Genomic DNA, 25,600 nt, shown 5'->3' on the forward strand with positions numbered 1-25,600 from the left:
AGGCCATAGTGGGTAAAATCGTAGCAATTGCCAACCAGAAGGGCGGCGTAGGAAAAACAACAACTTGCATTAATTTGGCAGCATCAATGGCGGCAACAAAACGCAAGATATTGGTTGTTGACCTCGATCCTCAAGGTAATGCCACTATGGCAAGCGGTGTCGACAAATATCAGGTTGAAGCAACTGCTTACGATTTGTTGGTTGAAGACACCCCATTTGATGAGGTAGTTTGCCGAAGTACATCTGGTAACTATGACCTCATCGCCGCAAACGGTGATGTTACTGCGGCAGAAATCAAGTTAATGGAAGTCTTTGCTCGTGAAGTTCGTTTAAAAAACGCACTCGAATCCATTCGCAATAACTATGATTTCATCTTTATTGATTGCCCGCCATCATTAAACCTTCTTACAATCAACGCGATGGCTGCGGCCGATTCCGTATTGGTTCCTATGCAATGTGAATATTTTGCTTTGGAAGGTTTGACTGCGTTGATGGATACCATCAGTAAGCTCGCAGCGGTAGTAAACGAGAACCTGAAGATCGAAGGTCTTCTTCGTACAATGTACGATCCTCGTAACCGCTTATCGAATGAAGTCTCTGATCAACTCAAAAAACACTTCGGTAGCAAAGTTTACCGAACTGTGATCCCTCGAAATGTACGTTTGGCAGAAGCGCCGAGTCATGGCAAGCCAGCAATGTACTACGACAAGTATTCCGCAGGTGCTAAGGCATATCTTGCTCTTGCAGGCGAAATGTTGCGTCGTGAAGAAGTCCCAGTATAGGTCTAACCAAAGGAATTCGCTCAATGTCTAAGCGTGGTTTAGGAAAAGGGTTAGATGCATTACTTGCAACTAGCTCATTGGCTCGTGAAAAACAACAAGTTGCTTCTCATAGTCAGGCTTTGTCTGCAGAAGGCGAGTTCACAGAGATTGCTATCGGTAGCTTGAAGCCAGGCGTATATCAACCGCGTAAGGATATTGCGCCAGAAGCGCTAGAAGAGCTGGCTGCATCTATTCAATCTCAAGGTATTATTCAACCTATCGTTGTACGTCCTTTAACGTATGGTCAATATGAGATTATCGCTGGTGAGCGCCGTTGGAGAGCTGCGCGTCAAGCTGGCCTAAAACAGGTGCCGTGCTTGGTCAAGAAGGTTGAAGACAAAGCTGCGATTGCGATGGCATTGATTGAGAACATTCAGCGTGAAGACCTAAATGTTATCGAAGAAGCACAAGCGCTAGAACGCCTACAGAACGAATTTGAGCTGACACATCAACAAGTCGCCGAAGTGATCGGTAAATCGAGAGCAACGGTTAGTAACTTATTACGTCTAAATCAGCTAGAAAATGAAGTAAAAGGTTTAGTTTCCAATAAACTACTGGAAATGGGTCATGCTCGAGCATTGCTTGCGCTTGAAGGTGATACCCAGATTGAAGCAGCAAACACTGCGGCAACAAAAAAAATGACCGTGCGTCAAACTGAGCAGCTTGTCAAAAAGCGCTTAAAACCCGACGTTGAACTAGAATCGAAGCCTGAAGACACAGAAGCTATCGAACTTTCACGAAGACTCACGGAAAAATTGCAAGCAAACGTTTCAGTTACTCGTTCTGTTAGCGGTAAGTCAAAAGTGACGATTACTATTGATGAGCCTCACAAATTAGAGCAACTTATTGCTAAACTAGAGTACTAAATGAGATAATTGATTTAGGTCAATTATGTAATAAACAAGCAATTGCGTACAAAAGTTGTCGGTTTGTATGCAAAAATGTAAATGATTGCTGCATTGTGATTGCAATCAATTTGGCTGAACGTATAATTTTCGCCAATTTCTCAGCACGCTTTGAAGCGAGTGGTAAAGTGGGCTTAAAGAGGAACGAATACATGGTAGCGGCGTTAGCAAGACCAGGACGAGTGCTTGCAAAGCAAATGTTATTGATCGAGCTTAGCGCGGTTATATTAGTGGCGGTAGGGTTAGGTTTAGCTGTTAATCCTGATTGGGGTTTTGCTGCATTAATCGGTGGCGGTATTTTTGTCATCGCGAATGTGGTTTTTTGTGTGTGTGCTTTCCTATTTTGTGGAGCTCGCGCAACTAAGTTAGTTGCGGCGTCGTTCTATGCTGGTGAAGTGCTCAAAATCTTAATCACAGTTTTACTATTCTCTATTGTCTACATGTATATGCAGGTGGAATTAATTCCCCTCAAACTGACCTATTTACTGGTTCTAGGTATTAATATCTTTGCGCCAGTGCTTTTCATTAACAATAAAAAATAGGATGAGTTATGGCTGCGCCAACAGCATCCGGATACATTGAACACCATTTACAAAACCTTTCTTTAGCTAAGTTTGGTCTTGTAGAGGAAACAAGTTTCTGGAACGTACATATAGACAGTCTGTTTTTTTCTGTGCTGACAGGGGTGTTATTCCTTTGGGTTTTTCGCTCAGTCGCTAAGAAAGCAACAGTAGGTGTACCTGGTAAGCTTCAGTGTTTTGTTGAAATGGTAGTGGAATTCGTTGGCGACAACGTTAAAGAAACTTTCCATGGCCGCAATCCTCTGGTAGCTCCATTAGCACTGACTATATTCTGCTGGATTATCATAATGAACTTGATGGACTTAGTGCCTATCGATTTCTTACCGTATCCTGCAGAGCATTGGCTAGGTATCCCTTACTTGAAAGTGGTTCCTACAGCTGATGTAAATATAACAATGGCAATGGCTTTAGGTGTTTTTGCTCTGATGATCTATTACAGCATCAAAGTGAAAGGCTTGGGCGGATTTGCTAAAGAATTGGCACTGCATCCATTTAATCACCCAATCATGATTCCATTTAACTTGGTACTTGAGGTAATTTCGTTATTAGCGAAGCCACTATCTCTAGGTATGCGTTTATTTGGTAATATGTTTGCGGGTGAGGTGGTGTTTATTCTTATCGCGGCAATGCTACCGTGGTACTTACAATGGGTAGGAGCACTACCTTGGGCTATCTTCCATATCTTGGTTATTTTGATTCAAGCGTTTGTTTTCATGATGTTGACAATCGTTTACCTATCAATGGCCCATGAAGATAGTGATCACTAAAAAATTTTTAAGCTTTATTCTAACTATTAATGTTAATCGGAGAACGTAAATGGAAACTGTACTAAGTTTTTCAGCAATCGCTGTTGCTATCATTGTTGGTCTTTGTGCCGTAGGTACTGCAATTGGTTTTGCTATTCTTGGTGGTAAATTCCTAGAAGGCGCTGCGCGTCAACCTGAAATGGCTCCAATGCTACAAGTTAAGATGTTCATCATCGCTGGTCTACTGGATGCTGTTCCAATGATCGGTATCGTAATCGCACTACTATTCACGTTTGCTAACCCATTTGTAAGTCAGCTAGCAGGCTAATTAACTCTCAATAGTTAATTAAATTTTTGTAGTTGATTCTTAACGAGGAGTAGCTGTTGTGAATATGAACGCAACTCTGTTAGGTCAAGCAATTGCTTTTTCGCTGTTTGTTTGGTTCTGCATGAAATATGTATGGCCACCAATCATGCAAGCAATTGAAGAACGTCAGAAAAAAATTGCTGACGGTCTTGTAGCCGCTGAACGCGCTGCTAAAGACTTGAACCTGGCACAAGCCAACGCTTCTGAGCAAATGAAGGAAGCGAAGCGCACTGCAACTGAGGTTATTGATCAGGCAAACAAACGTAAAGCTCAAATTATTGATGAAGCTCGCGAAGAGGCTCAGGCAGAACGCCAGAAGATCTTAACGCAAGCTGAAGCAGAAATTGAAGCTGAACGCACACGTGCCCGTGATGACCTGCGCAAACAAGTCGCAACTCTGGCTATAGCTGGTGCTGAGAAAATCCTTGAACGTACAATCGATAAAGATGTACACAATGATCTTCTTAACAACATTACTGCAAAACTTTAAAGCAAGGGGCTGTATATGTCTGATTTGACTACAATCGCACGCCCCTATGCTAAAGCAGCGTTTGACTTTGCGGTAGATAAAGGTGAGCTAGACCAATGGGGTCAAATGCTTACTTTTGCTGCCGAAGTGGCACAAAATGATGATGTTCATAATTTATTAAGCAGTTCTATGACTGCTGAAAAATTAGCTGAAATATTCATTGTAATTTGTGGCGAACAATTTGATGAATTCGGCCAAAACTTAATTAAAGTGATGGCAGAGAATGGTCGTTTAATGGCCTTTCCTGATGTTTGTAAACAGTTCTTATTGCTTAAACAAGAGCATGAGAAAAAGATCGACGTTGAAGTTACTTCAGCTGTTGAACTTTCTGAAGAACAGCGCACAAGCATCATCAGCAAATTGGAACTGCGCTTAGCGCGCAAAGTTCAGCTGAATTGCAGTATAGATGAGACTCTACTTAGTGGAGTTATTATTCGAGCCGGAGACCTAGTCATCGATAACTCAGCGCGCAGTCGTTTAGACCGCCTGAGCGATGCATTGCAGTCTTAATGGGGATTGGAGCATGCAACTTAATTCCACTGAAATTAGCGATCTAATTAAACAACGTATTGAATCTTTCGACGTTGTTAGTGAAGCTCGCAATGAAGGTACTATCGTTTCTGTAAGCGATGGCATCCTTAGCATCCACGGCCTAGCGGACGTGATGCAAGGTGAAATGATCGAACTACCGGGTGGCCGTTACGCGCTAGCACTAAACTTGAACCGTGATTCGGTTGGTGCTGTTGTAATGGGCCCGTATGCTGACCTACAGGAAGGCATGAAAGTTACAGGTACTGGTCGTATTCTTGAAGTACCAGTAGGTCCTGAAATGCTTGGTCGTGTTGTAAACACGCTGGGTGAGCCAATTGATGGTAAAGGTCCTATCGAAGCGAAACTAACTTCGCCTGTAGAAATTATCGCACCAGGTGTAATCGACCGTAAATCGGTAGATCAACCTGTTCAAACTGGTTACAAGTCTGTTGACTCAATGATCCCTATCGGTCGTGGTCAACGTGAACTAGTAATCGGTGACCGTCAGACTGGTAAAACAGCAATGGCGATCGATGCGATTATTAACCAAAAAGATTCTGGTATTTTCTCTATCTACGTTGCTATCGGCCAAAAAGCGTCGACTATTGCTAACGTAGTTCGCAAACTAGAAGAGCACGGCGCACTAGCAAACACTGTTGTTGTTGTTGCATCGGCTTCTGAATCTGCAGCGCTGCAATACCTTGCACCGTATGCTGGTTGTGCGATGGGCGAATACTTCCGTGATCGCGGTGAAGATGCACTGATTGTTTATGATGATCTATCTAAGCAAGCGGTAGCTTACCGTCAAATCTCGCTACTACTTAAGCGTCCACCAGGTCGTGAAGCGTTCCCAGGTGATGTTTTCTACCTTCACTCTCGTCTACTAGAGCGTGCTGCTCGTGTAAGCGAAGCATACGTAGAAAAATTCACTAACGGCGAAGTGACAGGCAAGACTGGTTCTTTAACTGCTCTACCTATCATCGAAACGCAAGCTGGTGACGTATCTGCATTCGTACCAACGAACGTAATCTCGATTACTGATGGTCAGATCTTCCTACAAACTGAGCTATTCAACGCGGGCGTACGTCCAGCTGTTGACCCAGGTATCTCAGTTTCTCGTGTAGGTGGTTCGGCGCAGACTAAAATCATCAAGAAGCTATCTGGCGGTATCCGTACTGCTCTAGCTCAATACCGTGAACTTGCAGCATTTGCTCAGTTCTCTTCGGATCTTGATGAAGCGACCAAGAAGCAACTAGACCACGGTCAAAAAGTTACAGAACTGATGAAGCAGAAACAATATGCTCCTATGTCTGTATTTGACCAAGCTCTAGTAATCTTCGCTGCAGAGCGTGGATACCTTCAAGACGTAGAACTTTCTAAAGTTCTAGATTTTGAAGCTGCTTTACTGTCGTTTGCTCGTGGTCAATACGCTGATCTAGCAACACAGATCGACGCAACGGGTGCTTTCAACAAAGAAATCGAAGCTGAGCTGAAGAAGCTTGTTGACGATTTCAAGGCAACCCAGACCTGGTAATTGGTAGGTGGTCTTAGGGCCACCTCATACCATTAACGGAGAGTAACGATGGCCGGCGCAAAAGAGATACGTAATAAAATCGGTAGTGTTAAAAGCACACAGAAGATTACGAAAGCAATGGAAATGGTAGCAGCTTCAAAAATGCGTCGTTCTCAAGACGCAATGGAAGCTACTCGTCCATATGCAGAAACAATGCGTAAAGTGATCGGTCATTTGGCTAATGGTAGCCTCGAGTATAAGCATCCTTATCTTGAGGAACGTGAAGCCAAACGTGTTGGTTACATCATCGTTTCTACAGACCGTGGTCTTTGTGGTGGTTTGAACATTAACTTGTTCAAAAAAGCTATGAACGACATGAAAGATTGGTCTGAGAAAGGTGCTGATGTAGAGCTTGCAATTGTAGGTTCTAAAGCAACAGCATTTTTCAATAACAGCGGCGCGAAAGTAGCAGCTCAAGTTTCTGGTCTGGGTGATCGCCCAAGCCTTGAAGATTTGATTGGCTCTGTAAGCGTTATGCTGAAGAAATATGATGAAGGTGAATTGGATCGCCTGTTCGTAGTGTTTAACAGATTTGAAAACACTATGGTTCAAGAACCAACGATCGATCAATTACTTCCTTTGCCTAAATCAGACAGCGAAGAAATGAAACGCAGTCATTCTTGGGACTACATTTATGAGCCCGAGCCAAAACCACTGCTAGATGCACTATTAGTTCGATACGTCGAATCTCAAGTGTATCAAGGTGTGGTCGAGAATCTTGCTTGTGAGCAAGCGGCTCGAATGATTGCAATGAAATCAGCAACAGATAACGCTGGTGACATTATTGATGACTTAGAACTTGTGTATAACAAAGCCCGTCAATCGGCGATTACACAAGAACTTTCTGAGATCGTTTCAGGCGCAGCTGCGGTTTAAGCTTAGGTAAAACTAAATAGTTAGAGGATTAACGATGGCTACAGGTAAGATCGTACAGATCATTGGTGCGGTAGTCGACGTAGAGTTCCCACAGGGCGAAGTACCTCGTGTATACGATGCTCTGAATGTTAATGAAGTGACAGAACGTCTAGTTCTTGAAGTTCAGCAACAACTTGGCGGTGGCGTAGTACGCGCAATCGTAATGGGTAGCTCTGATGGTTTACGTCGTGGTTTGACAGTTGAAAATACTGGCGCTCCAATCTCGGTACCAGTAGGTACTAAGACACTTGGTCGTATCATGAACGTCCTAGGTGACGCAATTGATGAGTGTGGTGAAATCGGTGCTGAAGAGCATTACGCAATTCACCGCGAAGCTCCAAGCTACGAAGAGCAGTCTAACGAGACTTCTCTTCTAGAAACTGGTGTTAAAGTGATCGACTTGATTTGTCCATTCGCTAAGGGTGGTAAAATCGGTCTATTCGGTGGTGCTGGTGTAGGTAAGACCGTTAACATGATGGAACTTATCAACAACATCGCACTTCAACACTCAGGCCTATCTGTATTTGCAGGTGTAGGTGAGCGTACTCGTGAAGGTAACGATTTCTACTTTGAGATGCAGGAAGCAGGTGTTGTAAACATCGAAAAACCTGAAGAATCAAAAGTAGCGATGGTTTACGGTCAGATGAACGAGCCACCAGGTAACCGTCTACGTGTTGCACTGACTGGTCTAACAATGGCTGAACGCTTCCGTGACGAAGGTCGTGACGTTCTACTGTTTGTTGATAACATCTACCGTTACACACTAGCAGGTACTGAAGTATCAGCACTTCTAGGTCGTATGCCTTCTGCGGTAGGTTACCAACCTACACTAGCTGAAGAAATGGGTGTTCTACAAGAGCGTATCACGTCAACTAAAGCTGGTTCTATCACGTCTGTACAGGCGGTATACGTACCTGCGGATGACTTGACTGACCCGTCTCCAGCAACAACGTTCGCTCACTTAGATGCAACGGTAGTACTTAACCGTAATATCGCATCTATGGGTCTATACCCAGCGATCGACCCGCTAGATTCTACTTCACGTCAACTGGATCCATTGGTAGTTGGACAAGAGCACTACGACATCGCTCGTGGCGTTCAGTCTACTCTTCAGCGCTATAAAGAGCTGAAAGATATCATTGCTATCCTAGGTATGGACGAGCTATCTGAAGAAGATAAGCAAGTTGTATCTCGTGCTCGTAAGATTGAGAAGTTCCTAACTCAGCCTTACCACGTAGCGGAAGTATTTACAGGTGACCCAGGCGTTTACGTACCTCTTAAAGAGACTCTACGTGGCTTCCAAGGTCTTCTATCTGGTGAATACGATGACATTCCAGAGCAAGCGTTCATGTACTGTGGTGCAATTGACGAAGCTATTGAGAATGCTAAGAAGCTATAAGGCTAACTAGGAGGCGATATGGCAGCAATAACCTTTCACCTAGACGTTGTAAGTGCAGAGAAACAAATTTTCTCAGGCCTTGTTGAGACGTTTCAGGTGACCGGTAGTGAGGGTGAGCTTGGTATTTTCCATGGTCACACTCCACTGCTGACCGCTATCAAGCCTGGTATGGTGCGTATTGTTAAGCAGCACGGCCACGAAGAAATTATTTATGTTTCTGGTGGTATGGTAGAAGTTCAACCTGGTACAGCGACTGTACTGGCTGATACGGCTATCCGTGGTGAAGAACTAGACGCAGCAAAGGCGGAAGAAGCTAAACGCAAGGCTGTGGAGAATATCCAAAATCAGCATGGCGACATAGACTTCGCACAAGCGGCCGGTGAACTGGCTAAAGCCATTGCTCAGTTACGAGTTATCGAACTGACAAAACAGCGTCGTTAATCTTTTATAAGATTACTGACTCTGAGATAAAGGCGACCTAAGGGTCGCCTTTTTGCATTTTTAGGTTGTCTCGCCCTGCAATGTGTTTACACATTGAGGACTAATGATGATCCTTTTACGTATCAGTACTGGTTAAATGGCTATTACGATTTAATTTATTAACTTAAAACGGTTACAATATCGGCTTAATAAAAATAATGTTGGATAGGTTTACAATGAAGTTTAGCGCGGTAATTCTCGCAGCGGGCAAAGGCACTCGCATGTATTCAAACACACCAAAGGTTCTGCACACGCTTGCAGGCAAGCCAATGGTGAAGCATGTTATCGATACCTGTAATGGTCTAGGTGCTCAAAACATCAACTTGGTTTACGGCCACGGTGGTGATCAGATGAAGGCTACCCTAGCTGAAGAATCTGTAAACTGGGCGCTACAAGCTGAGCAGTTGGGTACTGGCCACGCTGTGGATCAGGCATCTGCATATTTCGCTGATGATGAAAAAGTACTGGTGCTATACGGTGATGTTCCACTTATTTCACCTGAAACCATTGAAAACCTATTAGACGCTCAACCAAATGGTGGCATCGCGCTACTTACGGTCGTGTTAGACAACCCAATGGGCTACGGTCGCATTATTCGTCGTAATGGTCCTGTTGTCGCTATCGTTGAACAAAAAGACGCAACGGATGAGCAGAAGCTTATCAAAGAGATCAACACTGGCGTTATGGTGGCGACTGGTGGCGATCTGAAGCGTTGGTTGTCTGGCTTAAGTAACGATAACGCACAAGGTGAATACTACCTGACTGACGTTATTGCAGCCGCTCACGATGAAGGCCGTGCCGTTGAAGCTGTACACCCAGTAAGCCCAATTGAAGTTGAAGGCGTGAACGACCGCTCTCAACTGGCTCGTCTAGAGCGCGCTTACCAAGCTGAGCAAGCAGACAAGCTATTGAAGCAAGGCGTAATGCTGCGTGACCCAAGCCGCTTTGATCTGCGTGGTGAATTGCAATGCGGTATGGATGTTGAGATTGATACTAACGTTATCATCGAAGGCAGCGTAAGCATTGGCGATAATGTAGTTATCGGCACTGGTTGTGTATTGAAAGACTGTGAGATTGATGACAACACCATCGTACGTCCATACAGTGTAATTGAGGGTGCAACGGTCGGTGAAGACTGTACGGTTGGTCCATTCACTCGCTTGCGTCCAGGTGCTGACATGCGTAATAACTCGCACGTAGGTAACTTTGTTGAAGTGAAGAACACTCGCCTTGGTGAAGGCTCTAAAGCGAATCACCTAACGTACTTAGGCGATGCTGAAATTGGTCAACGCGTAAACGTGGGTGCAGGTGCTATTACTTGTAACTATGATGGCGCAAACAAGTTTAAGACCATCATCGGCGATGACGTATTCGTTGGCTCAGACAGCCAATTAATCGCACCTGTTACTATTGGCAATGGCGCAACTGTCGGTGCAGGCTCTACGGTGACTCGTGATGTTTCTGAGAACGAGCTTGTTATTAGCCGCGCTAAAGAACGCAAAATAGCGAATTGGCAGCGTCCGGTTAAGAAAAAATAGCCTCGCTATAAATTAGATGACTGCGATAGAGCCAGTAGCACTGCTACTGGTTTTTTTATAAGTAATCCTAGATGCAAAAAAGAGCGAGTAATCTCGCTCTTTTTTGTTTTCTTAAACTACAAACTAATCTTGTTTATCGTCAGCAACCACTCGAGAGTTATCCGGTGTTGCAAAGTGTTCAGAAAGCTCTTTGTTCGAAACAATATAGCCAACCCACAATGCACCTAAACAAATCACTACCGCGATTCCTGTTGCGCTTAGTGCTTGGCTTGCCATTGCTGCAACCAATGCACTTGCTAGGCCACTAATACTGATTTGCAGGCTGTTTTGTAAGCCAGCCGCTGTCGCAGGGCTCTGTTTCGCGCTTGATAGAGCACGGTTCACAACGATTGGGTAAAGTGCACCATTCGCTACGGCAATCAGACAGAAAGGTGCTAGTAGAGGCCAGATTGAAGCCAGTTCCCATTGTGATGCAATGAAAATCAGTAATGCGGCAACACTAAACAAACCAATAAGATTTCTTAGTACGACACCATCGCCATACTTCTTCACTGCCTGCTTACCGAAGTAACCACCCGCCATGAATGCAATGGTTTGTGGAATAAAGCTCAAGCCGATGTCTTTTGCTTCATAACCTAGCTGAGCCATGATCTCTGGCATACCGGTTAGATAAGCGAAGAACGCAGCTGACGCCGATGCAAACATCAACACATTGCCCATGTATGGCTTTGAATGAAGTAGTGCTTTGATATCAGTTTTGATCGACGTTTGTTTTACTTCTGGCGCTTCTTTTGGTTGAGCCATTGTTGTAGCTATTAACAATGCGCCCATTAGCGTTAATGTGATAAAGATACTGTGCCAACCAAAGCTGTCTGCTAGCAATACACCCAGTTGCGGTGCTAAGGCTGGAGATAGCGCTACTAGAGGCATGATAGTCGCAAAAATTTGCTGGCTGCTGCTTTGAGAGTAACGCTTAATAACCATTGCTTGCCAAATTACCGCAGGCGCACACACACCGATCGCTTGAATGAAGCGCAGCGTTAGTAGGTGCCATACCTCGGTACTGAATGCTAAGCCGAATGAAGCGGCAGTAAAGATAACAAGACCAACCGCCAGCGTATTGCGGTGACCATATTTGTCACTCGCCAGACCCCAAAGAAGCTGACCCATTGCCATACCACCAAGGAATACGGTTAGAGACAGAGCAATCTGCTCAGGGCCGGTTGCAAAATCGACTTCCATTGCCTTAAATGCAGGAAGGTACATATCGGTCGCAATAAAGCCAAGCATGGAAAGAACTGCAAGGTAGACCAATTGAAATTTAGAAATATTCATAAGATGCCATTAAGCTAAAGGTAGTGATGTTTTTATCATCAAAAAAATTGTTAGATACTCAGGGATAAGAACCCCTGTTTATTTATGCTGACATTCTATTTTTCAGAGCTGATAAAATAAAACGCTAAAATATGTAGTTATCAATCAAAAAATTTGAAGGCTTATGTTCTCTAAATCCTCGTTAGAAATGCTTGATACCGTTGCTCGCTTGGGCAGCTTCACTGCGGCTGCAGAGCAATTGCACAAAGTACCATCGGCGATCAGCTATGGGGTTAGGCAGGTGGAGCAAGAGCTTGATGTTCTACTTTTCAGACGCTTACCAAGAAAAGTAGAGCTGACGCCTGCTGGGGAGCTGTTTATTGAAGAGGCTCGTCAACTGCTGAGACAGATGGAAGAACTCAGTGCGCAAACTCGCCGAGCTGCGCGTGGTTGGAAGAAAACCTTACGTCTAACCCTTGATAACGTAGTTAAGCTCGACAAGATGAAGCCGATGATCGAAGAGTTTTATCAAACCTTTGAGTTCGCTGAGCTGCAGATCAACATGGAAGTGTTTAATGGTTCTTGGGAAGCCATTGCACAGGGCAGGGCCGATGTCGTCATTGGAGCCACTTCGGCGATTCCGGTTGGCGGTGACTTTGAAGTTAAGGATATGGGGCGGTTAGATTGGGCATTTGTGATGTCACCCAGTCACCCCTGTGTGCGAGAGCAAAACCTTAATGAGGCCTTTGTTAGCCAGTACCCAGCAATATGCTTGGATGATACTTCTAGTGTGCTACCTAAGCGACACACAGGGCACTTTGCGGATCAAAGACGTCTATTGTTACCTAATTGGTATAGCGCGATTGAATGCCTCAAGAATGGCGTTGGGGTAGGTTACATGCCAAGACACATTGCTGCCCCCATTATTGAGCAAGGCTTGCTGGTGGAAAAAATACTACCTGAGCCTAGCCCGCAGAGTCACTGTTGTTTGGTGTGGCGAAAAGACGATAACCATAAATTGATCGAATGGATGGTCAAATATCTAGGATCAAGTGAGCAGCTTCATCAAGATTGGTTGGATCATCGTAAAGCACTTTAATGATCTACTTAAAAAAGGATCGTGTGAGGTTTACCTGAAAGTATTCAAATAAAAAGAGCGAGTAAATACTCGCTCTTTTTGGTTCGATAGCTTAACTCTTAAGACAAGAAAAACTTGTAGGAAGGGTTATCGGTTTCATCTTTGCACTGGTAGCCAAGTTCTTCTAAGTGTGTAGAGAACTGAGCTAAATCGTCATCACCGAGTTCGAAGCCACACAGCACACGACCGTAATCGGCACCATGGTTACGATAGTTGAACAGGCTGATATTCCAGTGAGTCCCTAAGGTATCAAGGAATTTAATCAACGCACCTGGATATTCTGGGAACTCAAAGCTGTAAAGGCGTTCTTTCAATGGTTTCGATGGTTTTCCGCCAATCATGTAGCGAATGTGCAACTTAGCCATTTCATCATCAGAGAGATCGACAACCGGGTAGCCGCCCTCACGTAAGTCATTGATGATGTGTTCGAGTTCTTCTTGTCCACCTTGTAGACGTACACCAACGAAGATATTCGCTAGGCTTTCGTCGTTGTGGCGGTAGTTAAACTCAGTCACCGCTCGACCACCAATAATGTTACAGAACTCTAGGAACGCACCTTGTCGCTCTGGAATAGTCACCGCAAGTAGACCTTCTCGCTTCTCACCCAACTCACAACGCTCAGAGACATAACGCAGACCGTGGAAGTTGGTGTTCGCACCAGACAATACTGTCGCCAGTTGCTTATCTTGCAGTTGGTTTTGTTCAGCAAACTTCTTCAAGCCAGCCAGAGCCAGCGCTCCTGAAGGCTCAGCAATTGCACGGGTATCTTCAAAGATGTCCTTTACCGCAGAGCAAATTTCATCGCTGGAGACGGTAATATGACCATCAATGTACTGTTGGCAGAGACGGAAGGTTTCTTCACCAATGCGTTTAACCGCAACACCATCAGCAAACATGCTGACCTGATCCAGTACCACTGGTTCACCCGCATCCAGTGCTGCTTTCAAGCAAGCCGAGTCTTCAGGCTCTACCGCAATCACTTTAATCTCTGGCATCAGCTGTTTGATAAGCACTGCAACACCAGCGGCTAAGCCACCACCACCAACCGGCACAAAGATATAATCCATATGGCCGTTTTGCTGCAGCATCTCCATACCCATCGTACCTTGCCCTGCAATCACCAGTGGGTGATCGAAAGGAGGAACAAAGGTGAAGCCATGTTCAGCCGACAGACGTTCCGCTTCCGCTTTCGCTTCATCGAAATTACTGCCGTGTAAAACGACCTTACCGCCAAATCCGCGTACTGCATCAACCTTGATATCAGGCGTGGTTTTTGGCATCACAATCGTGGTCTGAATACCAAGTTTCGAACCCGAAAGCGCCATACCTTGAGCATGATTACCCGCCGATGCTGCAATTACACCTGCAGCTTTCTGCTGTTCTGAGAGGCTTGATACCATGTTATAGGCACCACGCAGCTTAAACGAGTGCACCGGCTGACGGTCTTCTCGTTTTAGCTGAACCAGGTTACCGATACGAGCGCTCAAACGTGGCATATCTTGTAGAGGCGTCACGATCGCCGCTTCGTAAACCGGAGCTCTCAGGATCTGACGCAGATAATCTGCGCCAGTGGGTTTCTGGGGACTGGAAGTACCATCACTCATAGTTAGCCCTCAAGCTTAGACTTATCACGCACAGCGCCTTTGTCGGCACTGGTCGCCATACTTGCGTAAGCTTTCAGTGCGAAAGACACTTCACGTTGACGGTTTTCTGGTTTCCAGCCTAGAGCATCTTGCTTAACACGACGCGCTTCTAGTTCTGCTTCAGGAACATCAAGCGTGATTGAGCGGCTAGGGATATCGATAGTGATGATATCGCCTGTGTTCACTAGACCAATGACACCACCGCTTGCGGCTTCTGGAGAAGCGTGACCGATAGACAGACCTGATGTACCACCAGAGAAACGTCCGTCAGTTAGAAGTGCACAAGCTTTACCTAAGCCCATCGATTTTAGGTAAGTGGTTGGGTAGAGCATTTCTTGCATACCCGGACCGCCTTTAGGACCTTCGTAACGAATAACCACCACTTCGCCTGCTTTTACTTTGCCAGCTAATATACCGTCTACTGCCGTATCTTGGCTTTCAAATACGATAGCAGGGCCTTGGAATTTAAGGTTATCTTCATCAACACCTGCAGTCTTAACGATACAACCATCAACGGCGATGTTACCTGAAAGTACCGCTAGGCCGCCTTCTTGGCTGAATGCGTTCTCTTTAGTACGGATACAACCTTCTTTACGGTCATCATCAAGACGGTCCCAACGACAGTCTTGTGAGAAAGCTTTAGTGGTACGGATACCTGCAGGACCAGCGCGGAAGAACTTAAGTACGGCTTCGTCTTCTGTCTGCATGATGTCGTATTGAGCTAGCTGTTCTTGCATGCTTAGGCCGAGAACGGTGCGTGTTTGGTTGTTCAATAGACCTGCACGATCGAGCTCACCTAAGATAGCCATTACGCCACCAGCACGGTGAACGTCTTCCATGTGGTATTTCGGTGTTGAAGGAGCAACCTTACATAGGTGTGGAACGCGGCGAGACATGGCGTCAATATCATCCATATCAAAAGCAATCTCACCTTCTTGAGCAGCCGCTAAAAGGTGAAGTACTGTGTTACTTGAACCACCCATCGCGATATCTAGCGCCATTGCATTATCAAAGGCTGCGCGGTTAGCAATGTTGCGTGGCAGTGCTGATTCGTCGTCTTGCTCGTAGTAACGCTTAGTTAGGTCAACGATACGTTTACCGGCATTGATGAACAGCTCTTCACGATCTGCGTGGGTTGCTAGCATAGAACCGTTACCTGGCTGAGAGAGGCCAAGCGCTTCTGTCAGACAGTTCATTGAGTTAGCCGTGAACATGCCTGAACATGATCCACATGTTGGACATGCAGAACGTTCTACTTGCTCACTTTGCGCATCAGAAATGGTTGGATCGGCACCCTGAATCATCGCATCAACAAGGTCTAGCTTGATGATTTGATCTGAAAGCTTGGTTTTACCCGCTTCCATTGGACCACCAGATACAAAGATCACTGGGATGTTGAGGCGCATTGCGGCCATCATCATTCCCGGAGTAATTTTGTCACAGTTAGAGATACACACCATTGCATCCGCACAGTGTGCATTGACCATGTATTCTACTGAGTCTGCGATAAGCTCACGTGATGGCAATGAGTACAGCATGCCACCGTGACCCATTGCGATACCATCATCAACCGCGATGGTGTTGAATTCTTTAGCGATACCGCCCGCTTTCTCGATTTCACCCGCAACCAGTTGACCCATATCTTTAAGGTGTACGTGGCCTGGTACGAATTGAGTGAAAGAGTTTACAACCGCGATGATTGGCTTACCGAAGTCATCATCTTTAACGCCAGTTGCACGCCATAAAGCGCGCGCACCAGCCATGTTGCGTCCGTGGGTAGTCGTTGCTGAACGATAGATTGGCATTGCTTAAATCCTTATAAAATATTTGGCTGTTGCTTACTTAGTTGTCTGTGTTTGGTTTTCTGACGTGTGGTCTGCTGGATAAACGTAATCTAACCAGCCCCACTTATCTTCAGTAGTGCCATTGAATAAACCAAAGTAAGCTGCTTGAACTTTTTCAGTGATAGGACCGCGTTTGCCTTCACCTACTGTAATTTTGTCTACACTGCGAACTGGAACGATTTCTGCTGCAGTGCCTGTCATGAAGACTTCGTCAGCAAGGTACAGTGCTTCACGAGCAATGTTCTCTTCACGGATTTCATAACCCATGTCTTTGGCTAACGTCATGATCGAGTCACGAGTGATACCCGGCAGAATCGCGCTGGTTGCTGGTGGTGTAGAAAGAATGCCGTTACGAATCACAAAAATGTTCTCGCCCGCACCCTCTGAAAGATAACCATCGACGCTTAGGGCAATACCTTCATCGTAACCATGACGACGCGCTTCACTACCAACTAGCAGTGAAGATAGGTAGTTACCACCAGCCTTTGCTGAGGTTGGGATTGTATTTGGCGCTGCACGGTTCCAGCTTGAGATCATCGCATCTACGCCATTTTCTAGCGCTTCTTCACCAAGGTAAGAACCCCATGGGAAAGCTGCGATGATCAGATCCATTTCTGTATTTTCAGGAGGGCAAACACCTAAACCAACGTTACCCACAAAGCCTAGAGGGCGGATGTACGCTGACTCTAGCTTATTTTGGCGTAGCGTTTCGCGAGTCGCTTCCATTATTTCTTCCTCAGTAAAAGGAATTGGGAAGCGGTAGATTTTCGCTGAGTCTTTTAGGCGTCTTGCATGTTCAGGGTGACGGAAGATAACCGGTCCTTTTGGTGTGTTGTAGCAACGAACACCTTCAAACACTGAAGTACCGTAGTGCATTGCGTGAGTCAGGACGTGAACGTTCGCCTCTGCCCAAGGAACCATCTCACCGTTAAACCAAATATAATCTGCTGTTTTAGCTGTCATGTTTGCGGTTCCTTATGCGTTTATCTTTTGTTGTAAATTGTTGTTTGGTAGCTCATTGCGGCTGATCGAGATAACGTCAACGGTACGCACATCCCACAGCTTTTCAATTTGATTTACCAAAAAAGAGATCGGACGGTCACTGTCTACAATGATCTCTACACTCGCCACTTTGCTTTCATGGTTTTGAGTGCCTGCGACTTGTTTAACAATGAAGCCACGGTGGCGGATAACACGAAGAACACGCTCTAGTAGTACAGGCTTATCATCGGCTTTGATGTCTAATAGGTATCTTTTCATGTTATGTGTTCTCCAACATCTCACTGTTTGAAGCACCTGGCGGTACTAGTGGCCATACGTTTTCTTCTTCATCGATAAGGACATGAAGTAGGTAAGCGGTTTTACTCTCTAGCATTTCTTTTAATGCTGGTTCTACTTCTTCTTTACGAGTGATGGTTTTGCCCGGGATATCGAACGCTTTTGCGAGCATGACGAAGTCAGGGTTGTCATCCAAGATTGTTTCACTGTGGCGGCCATCAAAGAACAGTGATTGCCATTGGCGAACCATGCCCAAGCGAGAGTTATTAAGAAGCACCATCTTCACTGGGATTTGGCGACGCTTCAGCGTACCAAGCTCTTGCACGTTCATCATGAATGAACCGTCGCCTGAGATAAGTATAGATTGGTCATCAGGACGGCCAACCGATGCACCCATCGCTGCAGGTAGGCCAAAGCCCATAGTGCCTAAGCCCGCTGAAGTTATGAAGTTTTGTGGATCGCGTGGCTGAATGTGCTGAGCGGCCCACATCTGGTGTTGGCCAACATCCGTCGAAACGATAGAGCTTGCTGGCATCATATCTGATAACTGTTTTAGCAGTAGTGGAGCAAAGATAAGATCGCCTGGGTGGTCGTAGCGCCATTTGAATGAGGAGCGAAGGCCTTCAGAGTGGTGAACCCAAGATGAGATGTCTTGGCTCAGTTCTAGTTGAGGCAGGATCTTGTTGATGTCACCGCGAATTGGCGCATCAGCCAGGCGCAGTTTGCTGAACTCTGCCGCATCGATATCGATATGGATAACCTTAGCGTGCGGTGCAAAGGTATCCAGTTTTCCTGTTACTCGGTCATCAAAACGAGCACCGACAACAATCAATAGATCACTTTCTTGAACCACTAGGTTAGCGGCTTTAGTGCCGTGCATACCAAGCATGCCAAGGTAGTGTGGGTCGTCACGTTCGATAGTGCCTAAACCTTTAAGCGTGCTTACGGCCGGCATTGGATTAAGGCGTAAAAACTCACGAACTGCATCGGTTGCTTTCGCCAGTTGAACGCCACCACCTACGTATAAAACAGGACGAGTTGCTTGAGACAAGAAGTGCTGAGCTTGTTCAATAGCATCCGTTGTCACAACAGGAATGGCTGGTGATGTAAATTCAGGAAGAATTTTTACAGGGGACTCTGCTAGCTGAACATCTTTAGCGATATCGACAATAACCGGACCGGGACGCCCTGCTTTTGCAACGATAAATGCTTCAGCCAGTGTTGGAGCAAGGTCTTCAATGTCGGTAACTAGGTAACTGTGTTTAGTACATGACAGAGACATACCAATCACATCCATTTCTTGGAATGCATCGGTACCTATGTGGGAACTCGCAACTTGTCCAGTAATGGCAACGAGTGGGATGGAATCCATAAAGGCATCAGCAAGACCAGTGACTAGGTTCGTCGCGCCTGGGCCTGAGGTAGCCATACAAACAGCCACGTCTTGTGTTGCACGCGCCATACCAATGGCAGCCATTGCAGCACCTTGTTCATGGCGACAAAGGATGTGTTCAACACCGCCGTCATAAAGTGCATCGTAGATTGGCATGATGGCACCACCTGGGTAACCAAATACGGTCTCAATGCCTTGTTGCTTGAGTGCGGATACGACTAGTTCTGCGCCTTTCATCGTAATCCCTCCGTATTACCTTTATTTTGGTCATTGTTTCCGTTGTCTTTGCACATCTTGTGCTCCCATTCTTCCTGTAAATCGGCAAGGCCGAAAATAATAAAAATTATAAAAATCGAATCGCTAAATTAGAAAAAACCCCCGGACTTTTCAGTGCGGGGGTTTTTTCTAATTCGTGGTTACTTTCTTCCCACTCGCCCCCGCGCAGTCTTAATAATGACTACGATAATCAGGTTAATCAGTGCGTAAATGCGAGCGTTAAAAATCATAATATTCGAGTTTTCTCGTTTATTGTCTTCAGTAAAAGTCTACATCTCTAGTGTTATCACACAAATCTGCAGTATGACAAGGAAAATGTCATTCTTTTTTCACATTAAAACACCATTCCACCAAGCTATATAACAACCTTATCGCTTTGGTGAGCAACGAATACCCAGAGCGAATACTTTTAAATCAAAGACAAAGGAAAGTTATGGGACTCGCGATAATTCACAGCCGGGCTAGTGTGGGAGTAGAGGCACCAGAAGTGACTGTTGAAGTGCATATAAGCAACGGTATGCCTGGGTTTACATTGGTGGGGCTACCTGAAACGACGGTCAAGGAATCTAAAGATCGAGTCAGGAGTGCCATCATCAATTCTCGCTTTGAATTTCCATCGAAAAGGATCACGGTCAACCTCGCGCCTGCTGATTTACCCAAGGAGGGAGGACGTTTCGATCTGCCAATCGCGCTTGGGATTTTGGTGGCGTCAGATCAGCTTCCGACATCAAAAATAGCTCAACATGAATTTATCGGTGAGTTGGCATTGTCAGGAGAGTTACGCTCGGTAAAGGGCGTTCTGCCTGCGACGTTAGCCGCCGATAGTGTTGAAAGATGCTTGGTGGTTCCACACCACAATGGTGATCAGGCGGCCTTAGTCGGCAAGGGGGCCCATAAATCAGCGCAAACCTTGCTAGAGGTTTGTGCGGATATGTGTGGCCAGGCTCAGCTTGGTTTATATCGAACCGAGCATCATCATGTTGATGTGTCTGATAATCGTGACTTACAAGATATTATTGGCCAGCAGCAAGGTAAGCGAGCACTGGAGATCGCCGCAGCGGGCAACCATAACCTGCTTTTTCTCGGCCCGCCCGGAACTGGAAAAACCATGTTGGCTTCTCGATTGCGCGATTTGTTACCCGAAATGAGTGACGACGAGGCGATGGAAACCGCTTCGGTAGCCTCTTTAACGCAACAAGAGATCAATCAGTACAACTGGAAGCAACGACCTTTCCGTTCCCCACACCATTCGAGTTCGATGGCAGCATTGGTCGGTGGTGGCTCGATACCTCGCCCCGGTGAGATCTCTTTAGCGCATAACGGTTTACTATTTCTTGATGAAATGCCGGAGTTTGAGCGTAAGGTGCTTGATTCACTGCGAGAGCCGCTAGAGTCGGGTGAAATCATTATCTCCCGTGTCGCAGGTAAGACTCGCTTTCCTGCTCGCTTTCAATTAGTCGGTGCACTTAACCCAAGCCCAACAGGTTATTACGAGGGCAATCAAGCTCGAGCGAACCCGCAAATTATCCTGCGTTACCTCAACCGCTTATCTGGGCCATTGTTGGATAGATTCGATATGTCGTTAGAGATCCCTCTATTGCCCAAAGGGATGTTAGCCGAAGGAGGCGATCGCGGAGAAACCACTCAAGTCGTGAAGCAACGAGTTAAACAAGCGCGTCAGTTGATGTTGTCTCGAAACCATAAGTCGAATGCACTTTTAGGTAGCCGAGAAATTGAAAAGTATTGCCCATTGCGGCGCGAAGATGCGGAGTTTCTAGAAACGGCGCTGCATCGACTGGGCTTATCGATTCGTGCTTATCATCGAATCATTAAGGTAGCGCGAACTATTGCAGATCTAGATGGCAATGAACAAATTGAAAAGAAGCATTTATCGGAAGCGCTTGGCTACCGAGCGATGGATAGATTGTTGAAGCAACTCTCAGCTCAAGCTGTTTAGTAGAAGACAGAGAAGCCTGCTTAAATACAGGCTTCTCTGTCGTTGGTAGCTAAGAACTCGATATTAAAACTTGTAGTTCAAACCGACTGAGACGATGTATTGCGATTCATCGTAGAAGGTAATATTAGAGTCACTAGTGCCGTAGCCTGCTAGTGAGACAAATGACCAGTTTTCCCAGTTCATGAATTGCTCATATTCATACGCGGCAAACAGGTTGATGTTGTCGTCGCTGCGCTTCTTATCATAGATTGGGTTGCTTGCATCGTAGGAGCGTTGGTTGTAACCCGCGGTTAGTGCGTATTGGTGACGACCCATACCGCCAAACAAACTCACTTCACCGCCAAATTGTTCATAAGAGGCAGCTTTGCCATCCGCAGAGCTTGATTGGTAAATCAATGATGGTACTAACATCATGGTACGACTGATTGGCTGACGATACTGACCTTTCAAGTAGAACGTTTTTGCATCACGCTGGAGTTCTTCTCTAACTAAATCATCTTCTACATCTTTGGTGGCGTAGGCCATGTCTAGCGAGAATGCAGAGCCAGCGATGCTACTCAACTTCAAACGAAAGGCATTGCCGGTTTCATCGGTTTTGCTTCGAGCAACACCTTCAGCGTAAGGGTTTGCCCAGGTCTCACCTGACATGATGGTTGGCAGAAGTGACGCGTCGATGGTCATGCCTGATTCTAGTTGGTATTTATAGCCGACCTCTAATACAACAGTACCTGTTGCTACGTCATCACGCGCGGTACCTGTGTATACCTGGTGGTTTGGCTTTTCACCAAAGGTGTAAGCGACACTGCCTAAAGGTGCGACAAGGAATGAGCTTTCAGATGAGGCTTTCTGTGTATTTGACGAAAGGGTGCTATCAGCATCGGTATTAAAGTTTGAGGTAGAAGAAGTAACCCCGGTATTGATAGAGATTTCACCACTGAAACCTTGTTCATCAGCAAGCTTGGCAAATGCTGGTGTAGTAGCAATGCTTAATGCGAGAAGTGTGATTTTTATTTTCATTCAAGGGCTCCTTGCCCACCAATTTTTAAGATGGTTATTAATAGCAGTAAAGCTTTAAATTTCCTGGTTAATTACTTATCAATAATGATTTTTGAACTAGAAAAAAGGAAGCCGAAGCCTCCTTTCTATTAATACCTTACTTCTTCAATAAGAAGTTGACCAGCTCGAAGTATTCATCAAGAGAGTTGATGCCTTGTGCTTCTACTAAATAACGGTTGTTTACGATGACAGCTGGAACACCCGAAAGGCCGCTGTCTTTGAATGCTTTGTCGAAACGACGAACCATAGAGTCCACTGCGAAACCGTTGTATGCCGCGTCGAATTTCTTAGCATCAACACCTTCGTCTAGGAAGATTTGACGCAATTCTGCTTCATCGCGGGGAGGCTTGTTCATGGTGTGGATGCGGTTAAACATCACTGGCACCATTTTGTCTTCAACTTTCAGTGCAATCATCGTCGCGTAAGCTTTGCTCATTGGCAGGCCCATGTTGCCACCCATGAATGAAACATGGTTCTTCTGTAGCTTAGCGTCTTTAGGTAGCTGCTGTTTTAGCTGCTGGATGATTGGTTCAAAGCTATTACAGTGTGGGCAGTAAAAAGAGAAGAACTCTGTCACCATTGGCTTTTTTGATGCTTCTAGATCGAGAACTTTGTAGTGTTCACCTTCGTTAAATTTCGCAGCGTGAGCGGATAGGCTCAACATGATCAATGAGAAAAATGCGAATAGCTTTTTCATTTATCCAATCTCCATTATGTTTGAATTTTTATCTAGTTGTATGTTGCGATTGCTGTTACCACTGAGGCATTAACGAAAGTGGTGGCTCTTGCAGGGTAGCAATTTGCTCTTTACAAGCAAGTACTTGTTGCTCCCAATATTTCGGATCATTAAACCACGGGAAGGCCAGAGGAAACGCAGGATCGTGCCATCGTTTCGCCAACCATGCCATGTAATGCACCATACGTAGACCGCGCAGTGGTTCGATTAGTTTCAGTTGTGCGGTATTAAAATCGCAAAACTCTTGATAACTCTCTAGCAGAATATCCAGTTGCATCAGTTTATCTTGGCGTTCGCCGTTAAGCAGCATCCACAGATCTTGTATCGCAGGGCCGTTACGTGCGTCATCAAGATCGACGAACATTGGCCCGTCACGCCATAAGATATTTCCTGGGTGGCAGTCGCCATGTAGACGAATATTGTCAATGTGACTCGGCCACTGGCTCTCTAGCTCTTTGATCAGAAGATCGACGTCATTGAAGAACGCGTTCTCTAAGTGCGTTGGGATAAACTGAGAGTTCTCTAGAATCTTACGTGGCTGATAAAGGTATTCATCTAAGCTGATGGTCGGACGGTGCTGGAATATTCTTCCTGCGCTGGCTTTATGAATACGACCAAGGAAACGTCCAACGCCTTCCAATTGATCTAGATTGTCGACTTCATACTGTCTACCACCGACACTTTCAAACAGTGCAAATAGGTAGCCTTGATATTCATGCAAGGTTGCGCCGTTGATTCGCATAGGTGGAGCAATCGGTAGCTCTTGTTCGATTAGTTCTAACGCGAAGTCATGCTCTTCTTGGATCTGTGCTGTGTTCCAGCGCTGCGGACGATAAAACTTAACGACGTAGCGTTTACGGTCTTCATCGGTGAATTGATACACCCGATTTTCGTAACTGTTGAGAGCGAGAAGCCCGGATTCAGCACGAACACCAATACTCTCAAGTGCGTACCACATGAAGTCAGGAGTCAGGTTATCAAAGTTAAAGGCTTGCATCGTCATAGAATAAAAAAGGCTCATTACTGAGCCTTTTTCCATTTATTGGGTGTTATACCAAGCGCCAAGATGGCTGGTATCAGAGCTTCTTGATAAAGCGGCTTTCGACTTCCATCGTAAACTCTTCATTATCCGAGAGTATAAACTGAATTGTCGAAACTGGTGAGCTCAGTTTTTCTGGATCGACTCCTAAGCTGATAGGCAGGTTTAAAACCTCACCTGGCTCTACGGTAATAGTTTGTTTACCGTACCAGATAGAATCAGGTAGCCCGCTTACATTAAGCTTGTACTCTTGCTCTTGCTGAGTTTTGTTGATTATTTTCAAGTTGTAAGTATTTTCGACAAGCCCTTGGGTATTGATTCTAAATAGCTGGTTTCTATCTCGTAGAACGCTTAAGCCTGCAGGATCAACACTCGCTATCTGTGCAAAGAACAAACCAAGCATTACGATCAATATTACCCCATAGCCTAGTAGCTTGGGACGCATCACCTTGGTTGAGTGACCTTCAAGCCTATGTTCGGTGGTGTAGTTGATCAGACCTTTGTCATAACCCATACGTTCCATGGTGTTGTCGCAGGCATCAATACACGCGCCACAGTTGATACATTCGTATTGCAGTCCGTCACGGATATCGATACCCGTTGGACACACTTGTACACACAGATTACAGTCAATACAGTCGCCTAAACCCAGTTCTTTTGGATCGGCTTTACGAGAGCGAGGGCCGCGGCTTTCACCACGTTCAGTGTCGTAACCCACGATGAAGGTATCTTTATCGAACATCGCCGATTGGAAACGCGCGTAAGGACACATGTGCAGACAAACAATAGAGCGCATCCATCCCGCATTCGCATAAGTACACCCAGCAAAGAACAATACCCAAAATACCGGCCAAAAAGTCGAGTTAAAGGTAAAGAAGCCAACCACCAGCTCTTTGATTGGGATGAAGTAACCGACAAAGGTTAAGCCCGTCGCAATAGCAATCGCCCACCATGCAATGTGTTTGAGTGTTTTTCTGATCGCTAGGTTGGCGGTGAGCTTGTTTGAATCTTGTTTTCTTCGTTTATTGGCTGCACCTTCCAGTTTCTCTTCGAACCAGATGTACATGAAGGTCCAGACGGTTTGAGGGCACAAATAGCCACACCAGACTCGCCCTAAGAAGGTGGTTATGAAGAATAAGCCAAACGCAGCAATCATAAATAGGATGGCGAGCAGGGTCAGATCTTGTGGGTATAAGGTGGTGCCAAAGAAGTTGAATTGCTGGCTACCGATATCGAGCAAGATCGCTTGTCGTTCACCAAATGGAATCCATGGGATAAGCGCAAAAAGTAAAAGTAAGAACCAACCGCCGTAACGACGAAGTTGTTGGAATTTACCTTTGCTTTCTCGAACATAGATTCGGTTACTTGGGTTAAATCGATCTCCATTACCTTTATGTGTTTTTGGGTTAAAGGTTTTAGGAGTCACATCTTTGATATCGATTTTATCCTGACTCATGGACTATCCTTTTTGTGGCTTGTTTGCCCGGTTAAGTCGGGCATGACGACATTACTTGAAAGTATGGTTTAGAGAACCTATTGAA

General features: G+C 45.5%; 24 protein-coding genes. 14 read left to right on the forward strand and 10 right to left on the reverse strand.

Annotated features, from left to right (window positions below; all coding sequences use genetic code 11):
• The first annotated feature begins 8 nt into the window (after window positions 1–8).
• The 12 genes from BCU75_RS16570 (at window position 9) to glmU (ending at window position 10,385) form a co-directional block, all read left to right on the forward strand.
• Entirely contained in the window at window positions 9–782 is a 774-nt protein-coding gene (locus tag BCU75_RS16570) for a ParA family protein (protein ID WP_076678007.1), read from the forward strand.
• A 23-nt stretch (window positions 783–805) separates the two neighbouring features.
• Window positions 806–1,687, forward strand: coding sequence for a ParB/RepB/Spo0J family partition protein (locus tag BCU75_RS16575; RefSeq protein WP_102474472.1), 882 nt, complete (start codon window positions 806–808; stop codon window positions 1,685–1,687).
• A gap of 191 nt (window positions 1,688–1,878) precedes the next feature.
• Window positions 1,879–2,268: a F0F1 ATP synthase subunit I gene (locus BCU75_RS16580; protein ID WP_102474493.1), complete on the forward strand. Its 390-nt coding sequence runs from the start codon at window positions 1,879–1,881 to the stop codon at window positions 2,266–2,268.
• Window positions 2,269–2,276: 8 nt separating this feature from the next.
• Complete coding sequence (atpB, locus tag BCU75_RS16585) at window positions 2,277–3,074, forward strand: F0F1 ATP synthase subunit A (RefSeq protein WP_004735733.1); 798 nt, start codon at window positions 2,277–2,279, stop codon at window positions 3,072–3,074.
• 49 nt (window positions 3,075–3,123) lie between these two features.
• On the forward strand, window positions 3,124–3,381 hold the full coding sequence (gene atpE / locus BCU75_RS16590) for a F0F1 ATP synthase subunit C (RefSeq protein WP_004735734.1): 258 nt from the start codon (window positions 3,124–3,126) through the stop codon (window positions 3,379–3,381).
• A gap of 58 nt (window positions 3,382–3,439) precedes the next feature.
• Window positions 3,440–3,910: a F0F1 ATP synthase subunit B gene (gene atpF / locus BCU75_RS16595; RefSeq protein ID WP_017077303.1), complete on the forward strand. Its 471-nt coding sequence runs from the start codon at window positions 3,440–3,442 to the stop codon at window positions 3,908–3,910.
• 15 nt (window positions 3,911–3,925) lie between these two features.
• Window positions 3,926–4,459 carry a F0F1 ATP synthase subunit delta gene (gene atpH, locus BCU75_RS16600; protein ID WP_076678009.1) on the forward strand — a complete coding sequence of 178 codons (534 nt, stop codon included), beginning with the start codon at window positions 3,926–3,928 and terminating at the stop codon, window positions 4,457–4,459.
• Window positions 4,460–4,472: 13 nt separating this feature from the next.
• The gene (gene atpA, locus BCU75_RS16605) at window positions 4,473–6,014 is read left to right on the forward strand and encodes a F0F1 ATP synthase subunit alpha (protein WP_004735737.1); all 1,542 of its coding nucleotides are present in this window, start codon (window positions 4,473–4,475) and stop codon (window positions 6,012–6,014) included.
• 48 nt (window positions 6,015–6,062) lie between these two features.
• Window positions 6,063–6,929, forward strand: a complete 867-nt coding sequence (gene atpG / locus BCU75_RS16610; protein ID WP_004735739.1) for a F0F1 ATP synthase subunit gamma — start codon at window positions 6,063–6,065, stop codon at window positions 6,927–6,929.
• 34 nt (window positions 6,930–6,963) lie between these two features.
• Window positions 6,964–8,367: a F0F1 ATP synthase subunit beta gene (gene atpD, locus BCU75_RS16615; protein WP_076678010.1), complete on the forward strand. Its 1,404-nt coding sequence runs from the start codon at window positions 6,964–6,966 to the stop codon at window positions 8,365–8,367.
• Window positions 8,368–8,385: 18 nt separating this feature from the next.
• The gene (locus BCU75_RS16620) at window positions 8,386–8,808 is read left to right on the forward strand and encodes a F0F1 ATP synthase subunit epsilon (RefSeq protein WP_004735742.1); all 423 of its coding nucleotides are present in this window, start codon (window positions 8,386–8,388) and stop codon (window positions 8,806–8,808) included.
• Between the two features lie 215 nt (window positions 8,809–9,023).
• Window positions 9,024–10,385 carry a bifunctional UDP-N-acetylglucosamine diphosphorylase/glucosamine-1-phosphate N-acetyltransferase GlmU gene (gene glmU / locus BCU75_RS16625; protein WP_102474473.1) on the forward strand — a complete coding sequence of 454 codons (1,362 nt, stop codon included), beginning with the start codon at window positions 9,024–9,026 and terminating at the stop codon, window positions 10,383–10,385.
• A gap of 123 nt (window positions 10,386–10,508) precedes the next feature.
• Here the strand turns inward: glmU and punC are convergent, their stop codons facing one another.
• Window positions 10,509–11,720, reverse strand: coding sequence for a purine nucleoside transporter PunC (gene punC / locus BCU75_RS16630; RefSeq protein ID WP_102474474.1), 1,212 nt, complete (start codon window positions 11,718–11,720; stop codon window positions 10,509–10,511).
• Between the two features lie 163 nt (window positions 11,721–11,883).
• Here punC and punR point away from each other — a divergent pair, with 163 nt between their 5' ends.
• Entirely contained in the window at window positions 11,884–12,798 is a 915-nt protein-coding gene (gene punR / locus BCU75_RS16635; RefSeq protein WP_076678013.1) for a DNA-binding transcriptional activator PunR, read from the forward strand.
• A 98-nt stretch (window positions 12,799–12,896) separates the two neighbouring features.
• Here the strand turns inward: punR and ilvA are convergent, their stop codons facing one another.
• The 5 genes from ilvA to ilvG are packed head-to-tail and all read right to left on the reverse strand — an operon-like array spanning window position 12,897 to window position 19,232.
• Window positions 12,897–14,441: a threonine ammonia-lyase, biosynthetic gene (ilvA, locus tag BCU75_RS16640; RefSeq protein ID WP_102465137.1), complete on the reverse strand. Its 1,545-nt coding sequence runs from the start codon at window positions 14,439–14,441 to the stop codon at window positions 12,897–12,899.
• 2 nt (window positions 14,442–14,443) lie between these two features.
• Window positions 14,444–16,285 (reverse strand): dihydroxy-acid dehydratase, encoded by a 1,842-nt coding sequence (gene ilvD, locus BCU75_RS16645; RefSeq protein WP_102474475.1) that lies wholly within the window; start codon window positions 16,283–16,285, stop codon window positions 14,444–14,446.
• Window positions 16,286–16,318: 33 nt separating this feature from the next.
• A complete protein-coding gene (locus tag BCU75_RS16650; RefSeq protein WP_102474476.1) occupies window positions 16,319–17,287 on the reverse strand; it encodes a branched-chain amino acid transaminase in 969 nt (322 codons plus the stop codon).
• A gap of 12 nt (window positions 17,288–17,299) precedes the next feature.
• Complete coding sequence (gene ilvM / locus BCU75_RS16655) at window positions 17,300–17,584, reverse strand: acetolactate synthase 2 small subunit (protein WP_017055442.1); 285 nt, start codon at window positions 17,582–17,584, stop codon at window positions 17,300–17,302.
• Window position 17,585: 1 nt separating this feature from the next.
• Complete coding sequence (gene ilvG, locus BCU75_RS16660) at window positions 17,586–19,232, reverse strand: acetolactate synthase 2 catalytic subunit (RefSeq protein WP_102474477.1); 1,647 nt, start codon at window positions 19,230–19,232, stop codon at window positions 17,586–17,588.
• Window positions 19,233–19,704: 472 nt separating this feature from the next.
• On the opposite strand from ilvG, the gene BCU75_RS16665 reads away from it, so the two are divergent.
• Complete coding sequence (locus tag BCU75_RS16665; RefSeq protein ID WP_102474478.1) at window positions 19,705–21,228, forward strand: YifB family Mg chelatase-like AAA ATPase; 1,524 nt, start codon at window positions 19,705–19,707, stop codon at window positions 21,226–21,228.
• 63 nt (window positions 21,229–21,291) lie between these two features.
• Here the strand turns inward: BCU75_RS16665 and BCU75_RS16670 are convergent, their stop codons facing one another.
• The 4 genes from BCU75_RS16670 to ccoG all read right to left on the reverse strand — a co-directional run bounded on the left by BCU75_RS16670 (window position 21,292) and on the right by ccoG (window position 25,515).
• Window positions 21,292–22,245: a DUF2860 domain-containing protein gene (locus tag BCU75_RS16670; protein WP_102474479.1), complete on the reverse strand. Its 954-nt coding sequence runs from the start codon at window positions 22,243–22,245 to the stop codon at window positions 21,292–21,294.
• A gap of 136 nt (window positions 22,246–22,381) precedes the next feature.
• The gene (locus BCU75_RS16675) at window positions 22,382–22,981 is read right to left on the reverse strand and encodes a thiol:disulfide interchange protein DsbA/DsbL (protein ID WP_076678021.1); all 600 of its coding nucleotides are present in this window, start codon (window positions 22,979–22,981) and stop codon (window positions 22,382–22,384) included.
• A gap of 55 nt (window positions 22,982–23,036) precedes the next feature.
• The gene (locus BCU75_RS16680) at window positions 23,037–24,023 is read right to left on the reverse strand and encodes a serine/threonine protein kinase (protein ID WP_102474480.1); all 987 of its coding nucleotides are present in this window, start codon (window positions 24,021–24,023) and stop codon (window positions 23,037–23,039) included.
• A gap of 73 nt (window positions 24,024–24,096) precedes the next feature.
• The gene (gene ccoG / locus BCU75_RS16685; RefSeq protein WP_102474481.1) at window positions 24,097–25,515 is read right to left on the reverse strand and encodes a cytochrome c oxidase accessory protein CcoG; all 1,419 of its coding nucleotides are present in this window, start codon (window positions 25,513–25,515) and stop codon (window positions 24,097–24,099) included.
• Window positions 25,516–25,600: the final 85 nt, after the last annotated feature.

It is taken from the genome of Vibrio splendidus (assembly GCF_002873455.1).
GTDB classification, from domain to species: domain Bacteria; phylum Pseudomonadota; class Gammaproteobacteria; order Enterobacterales; family Vibrionaceae; genus Vibrio; species Vibrio splendidus_J.

Coding starts and splice junctions, on each gene's coding strand:
- ilvM (WP_017055442.1), bottom strand. CDS start 17,584: ATGAAAAGATACCTATTAGACATCAAAGCCGATGATAAGCCTGTACTA.
- ccoG (WP_102474481.1), bottom strand. CDS start 25,515: ATGAGTCAGGATAAAATCGATATCAAAGATGTGACTCCTAAAACCTTT.
- atpD (WP_076678010.1), top strand. CDS start 6,964: ATGGCTACAGGTAAGATCGTACAGATCATTGGTGCGGTAGTCGACGTA.
- BCU75_RS16650 (WP_102474476.1), bottom strand. CDS start 17,287: ATGACAGCTAAAACAGCAGATTATATTTGGTTTAACGGTGAGATGGTT.
- atpH (WP_076678009.1), top strand. CDS start 3,926: ATGTCTGATTTGACTACAATCGCACGCCCCTATGCTAAAGCAGCGTTT.
- atpE (WP_004735734.1), top strand. CDS start 3,124: ATGGAAACTGTACTAAGTTTTTCAGCAATCGCTGTTGCTATCATTGTT.
- ilvD (WP_102474475.1), bottom strand. CDS start 16,285: ATGCCAATCTATCGTTCAGCAACGACTACCCACGGACGCAACATGGCT.
- BCU75_RS16665 (WP_102474478.1), top strand. CDS start 19,705: ATGGGACTCGCGATAATTCACAGCCGGGCTAGTGTGGGAGTAGAGGCA.
- BCU75_RS16575 (WP_102474472.1), top strand. CDS start 806: ATGTCTAAGCGTGGTTTAGGAAAAGGGTTAGATGCATTACTTGCAACT.
- BCU75_RS16620 (WP_004735742.1), top strand. CDS start 8,386: ATGGCAGCAATAACCTTTCACCTAGACGTTGTAAGTGCAGAGAAACAA.
- BCU75_RS16680 (WP_102474480.1), bottom strand. CDS start 24,023: ATGACGATGCAAGCCTTTAACTTTGATAACCTGACTCCTGACTTCATG.
- ilvA (WP_102465137.1), bottom strand. CDS start 14,441: ATGAGTGATGGTACTTCCAGTCCCCAGAAACCCACTGGCGCAGATTAT.
- BCU75_RS16580 (WP_102474493.1), top strand. CDS start 1,879: ATGGTAGCGGCGTTAGCAAGACCAGGACGAGTGCTTGCAAAGCAAATG.
- BCU75_RS16670 (WP_102474479.1), bottom strand. CDS start 22,245: ATGAAAATAAAAATCACACTTCTCGCATTAAGCATTGCTACTACACCA.
- atpA (WP_004735737.1), top strand. CDS start 4,473: ATGCAACTTAATTCCACTGAAATTAGCGATCTAATTAAACAACGTATT.
- punC (WP_102474474.1), bottom strand. CDS start 11,720: ATGAATATTTCTAAATTTCAATTGGTCTACCTTGCAGTTCTTTCCATG.
- ilvG (WP_102474477.1), bottom strand. CDS start 19,232: ATGAAAGGCGCAGAACTAGTCGTATCCGCACTCAAGCAACAAGGCATT.
- BCU75_RS16675 (WP_076678021.1), bottom strand. CDS start 22,981: ATGAAAAAGCTATTCGCATTTTTCTCATTGATCATGTTGAGCCTATCC.
- punR (WP_076678013.1), top strand. CDS start 11,884: ATGTTCTCTAAATCCTCGTTAGAAATGCTTGATACCGTTGCTCGCTTG.
- atpB (WP_004735733.1), top strand. CDS start 2,277: ATGGCTGCGCCAACAGCATCCGGATACATTGAACACCATTTACAAAAC.
- glmU (WP_102474473.1), top strand. CDS start 9,024: ATGAAGTTTAGCGCGGTAATTCTCGCAGCGGGCAAAGGCACTCGCATG.
- atpG (WP_004735739.1), top strand. CDS start 6,063: ATGGCCGGCGCAAAAGAGATACGTAATAAAATCGGTAGTGTTAAAAGC.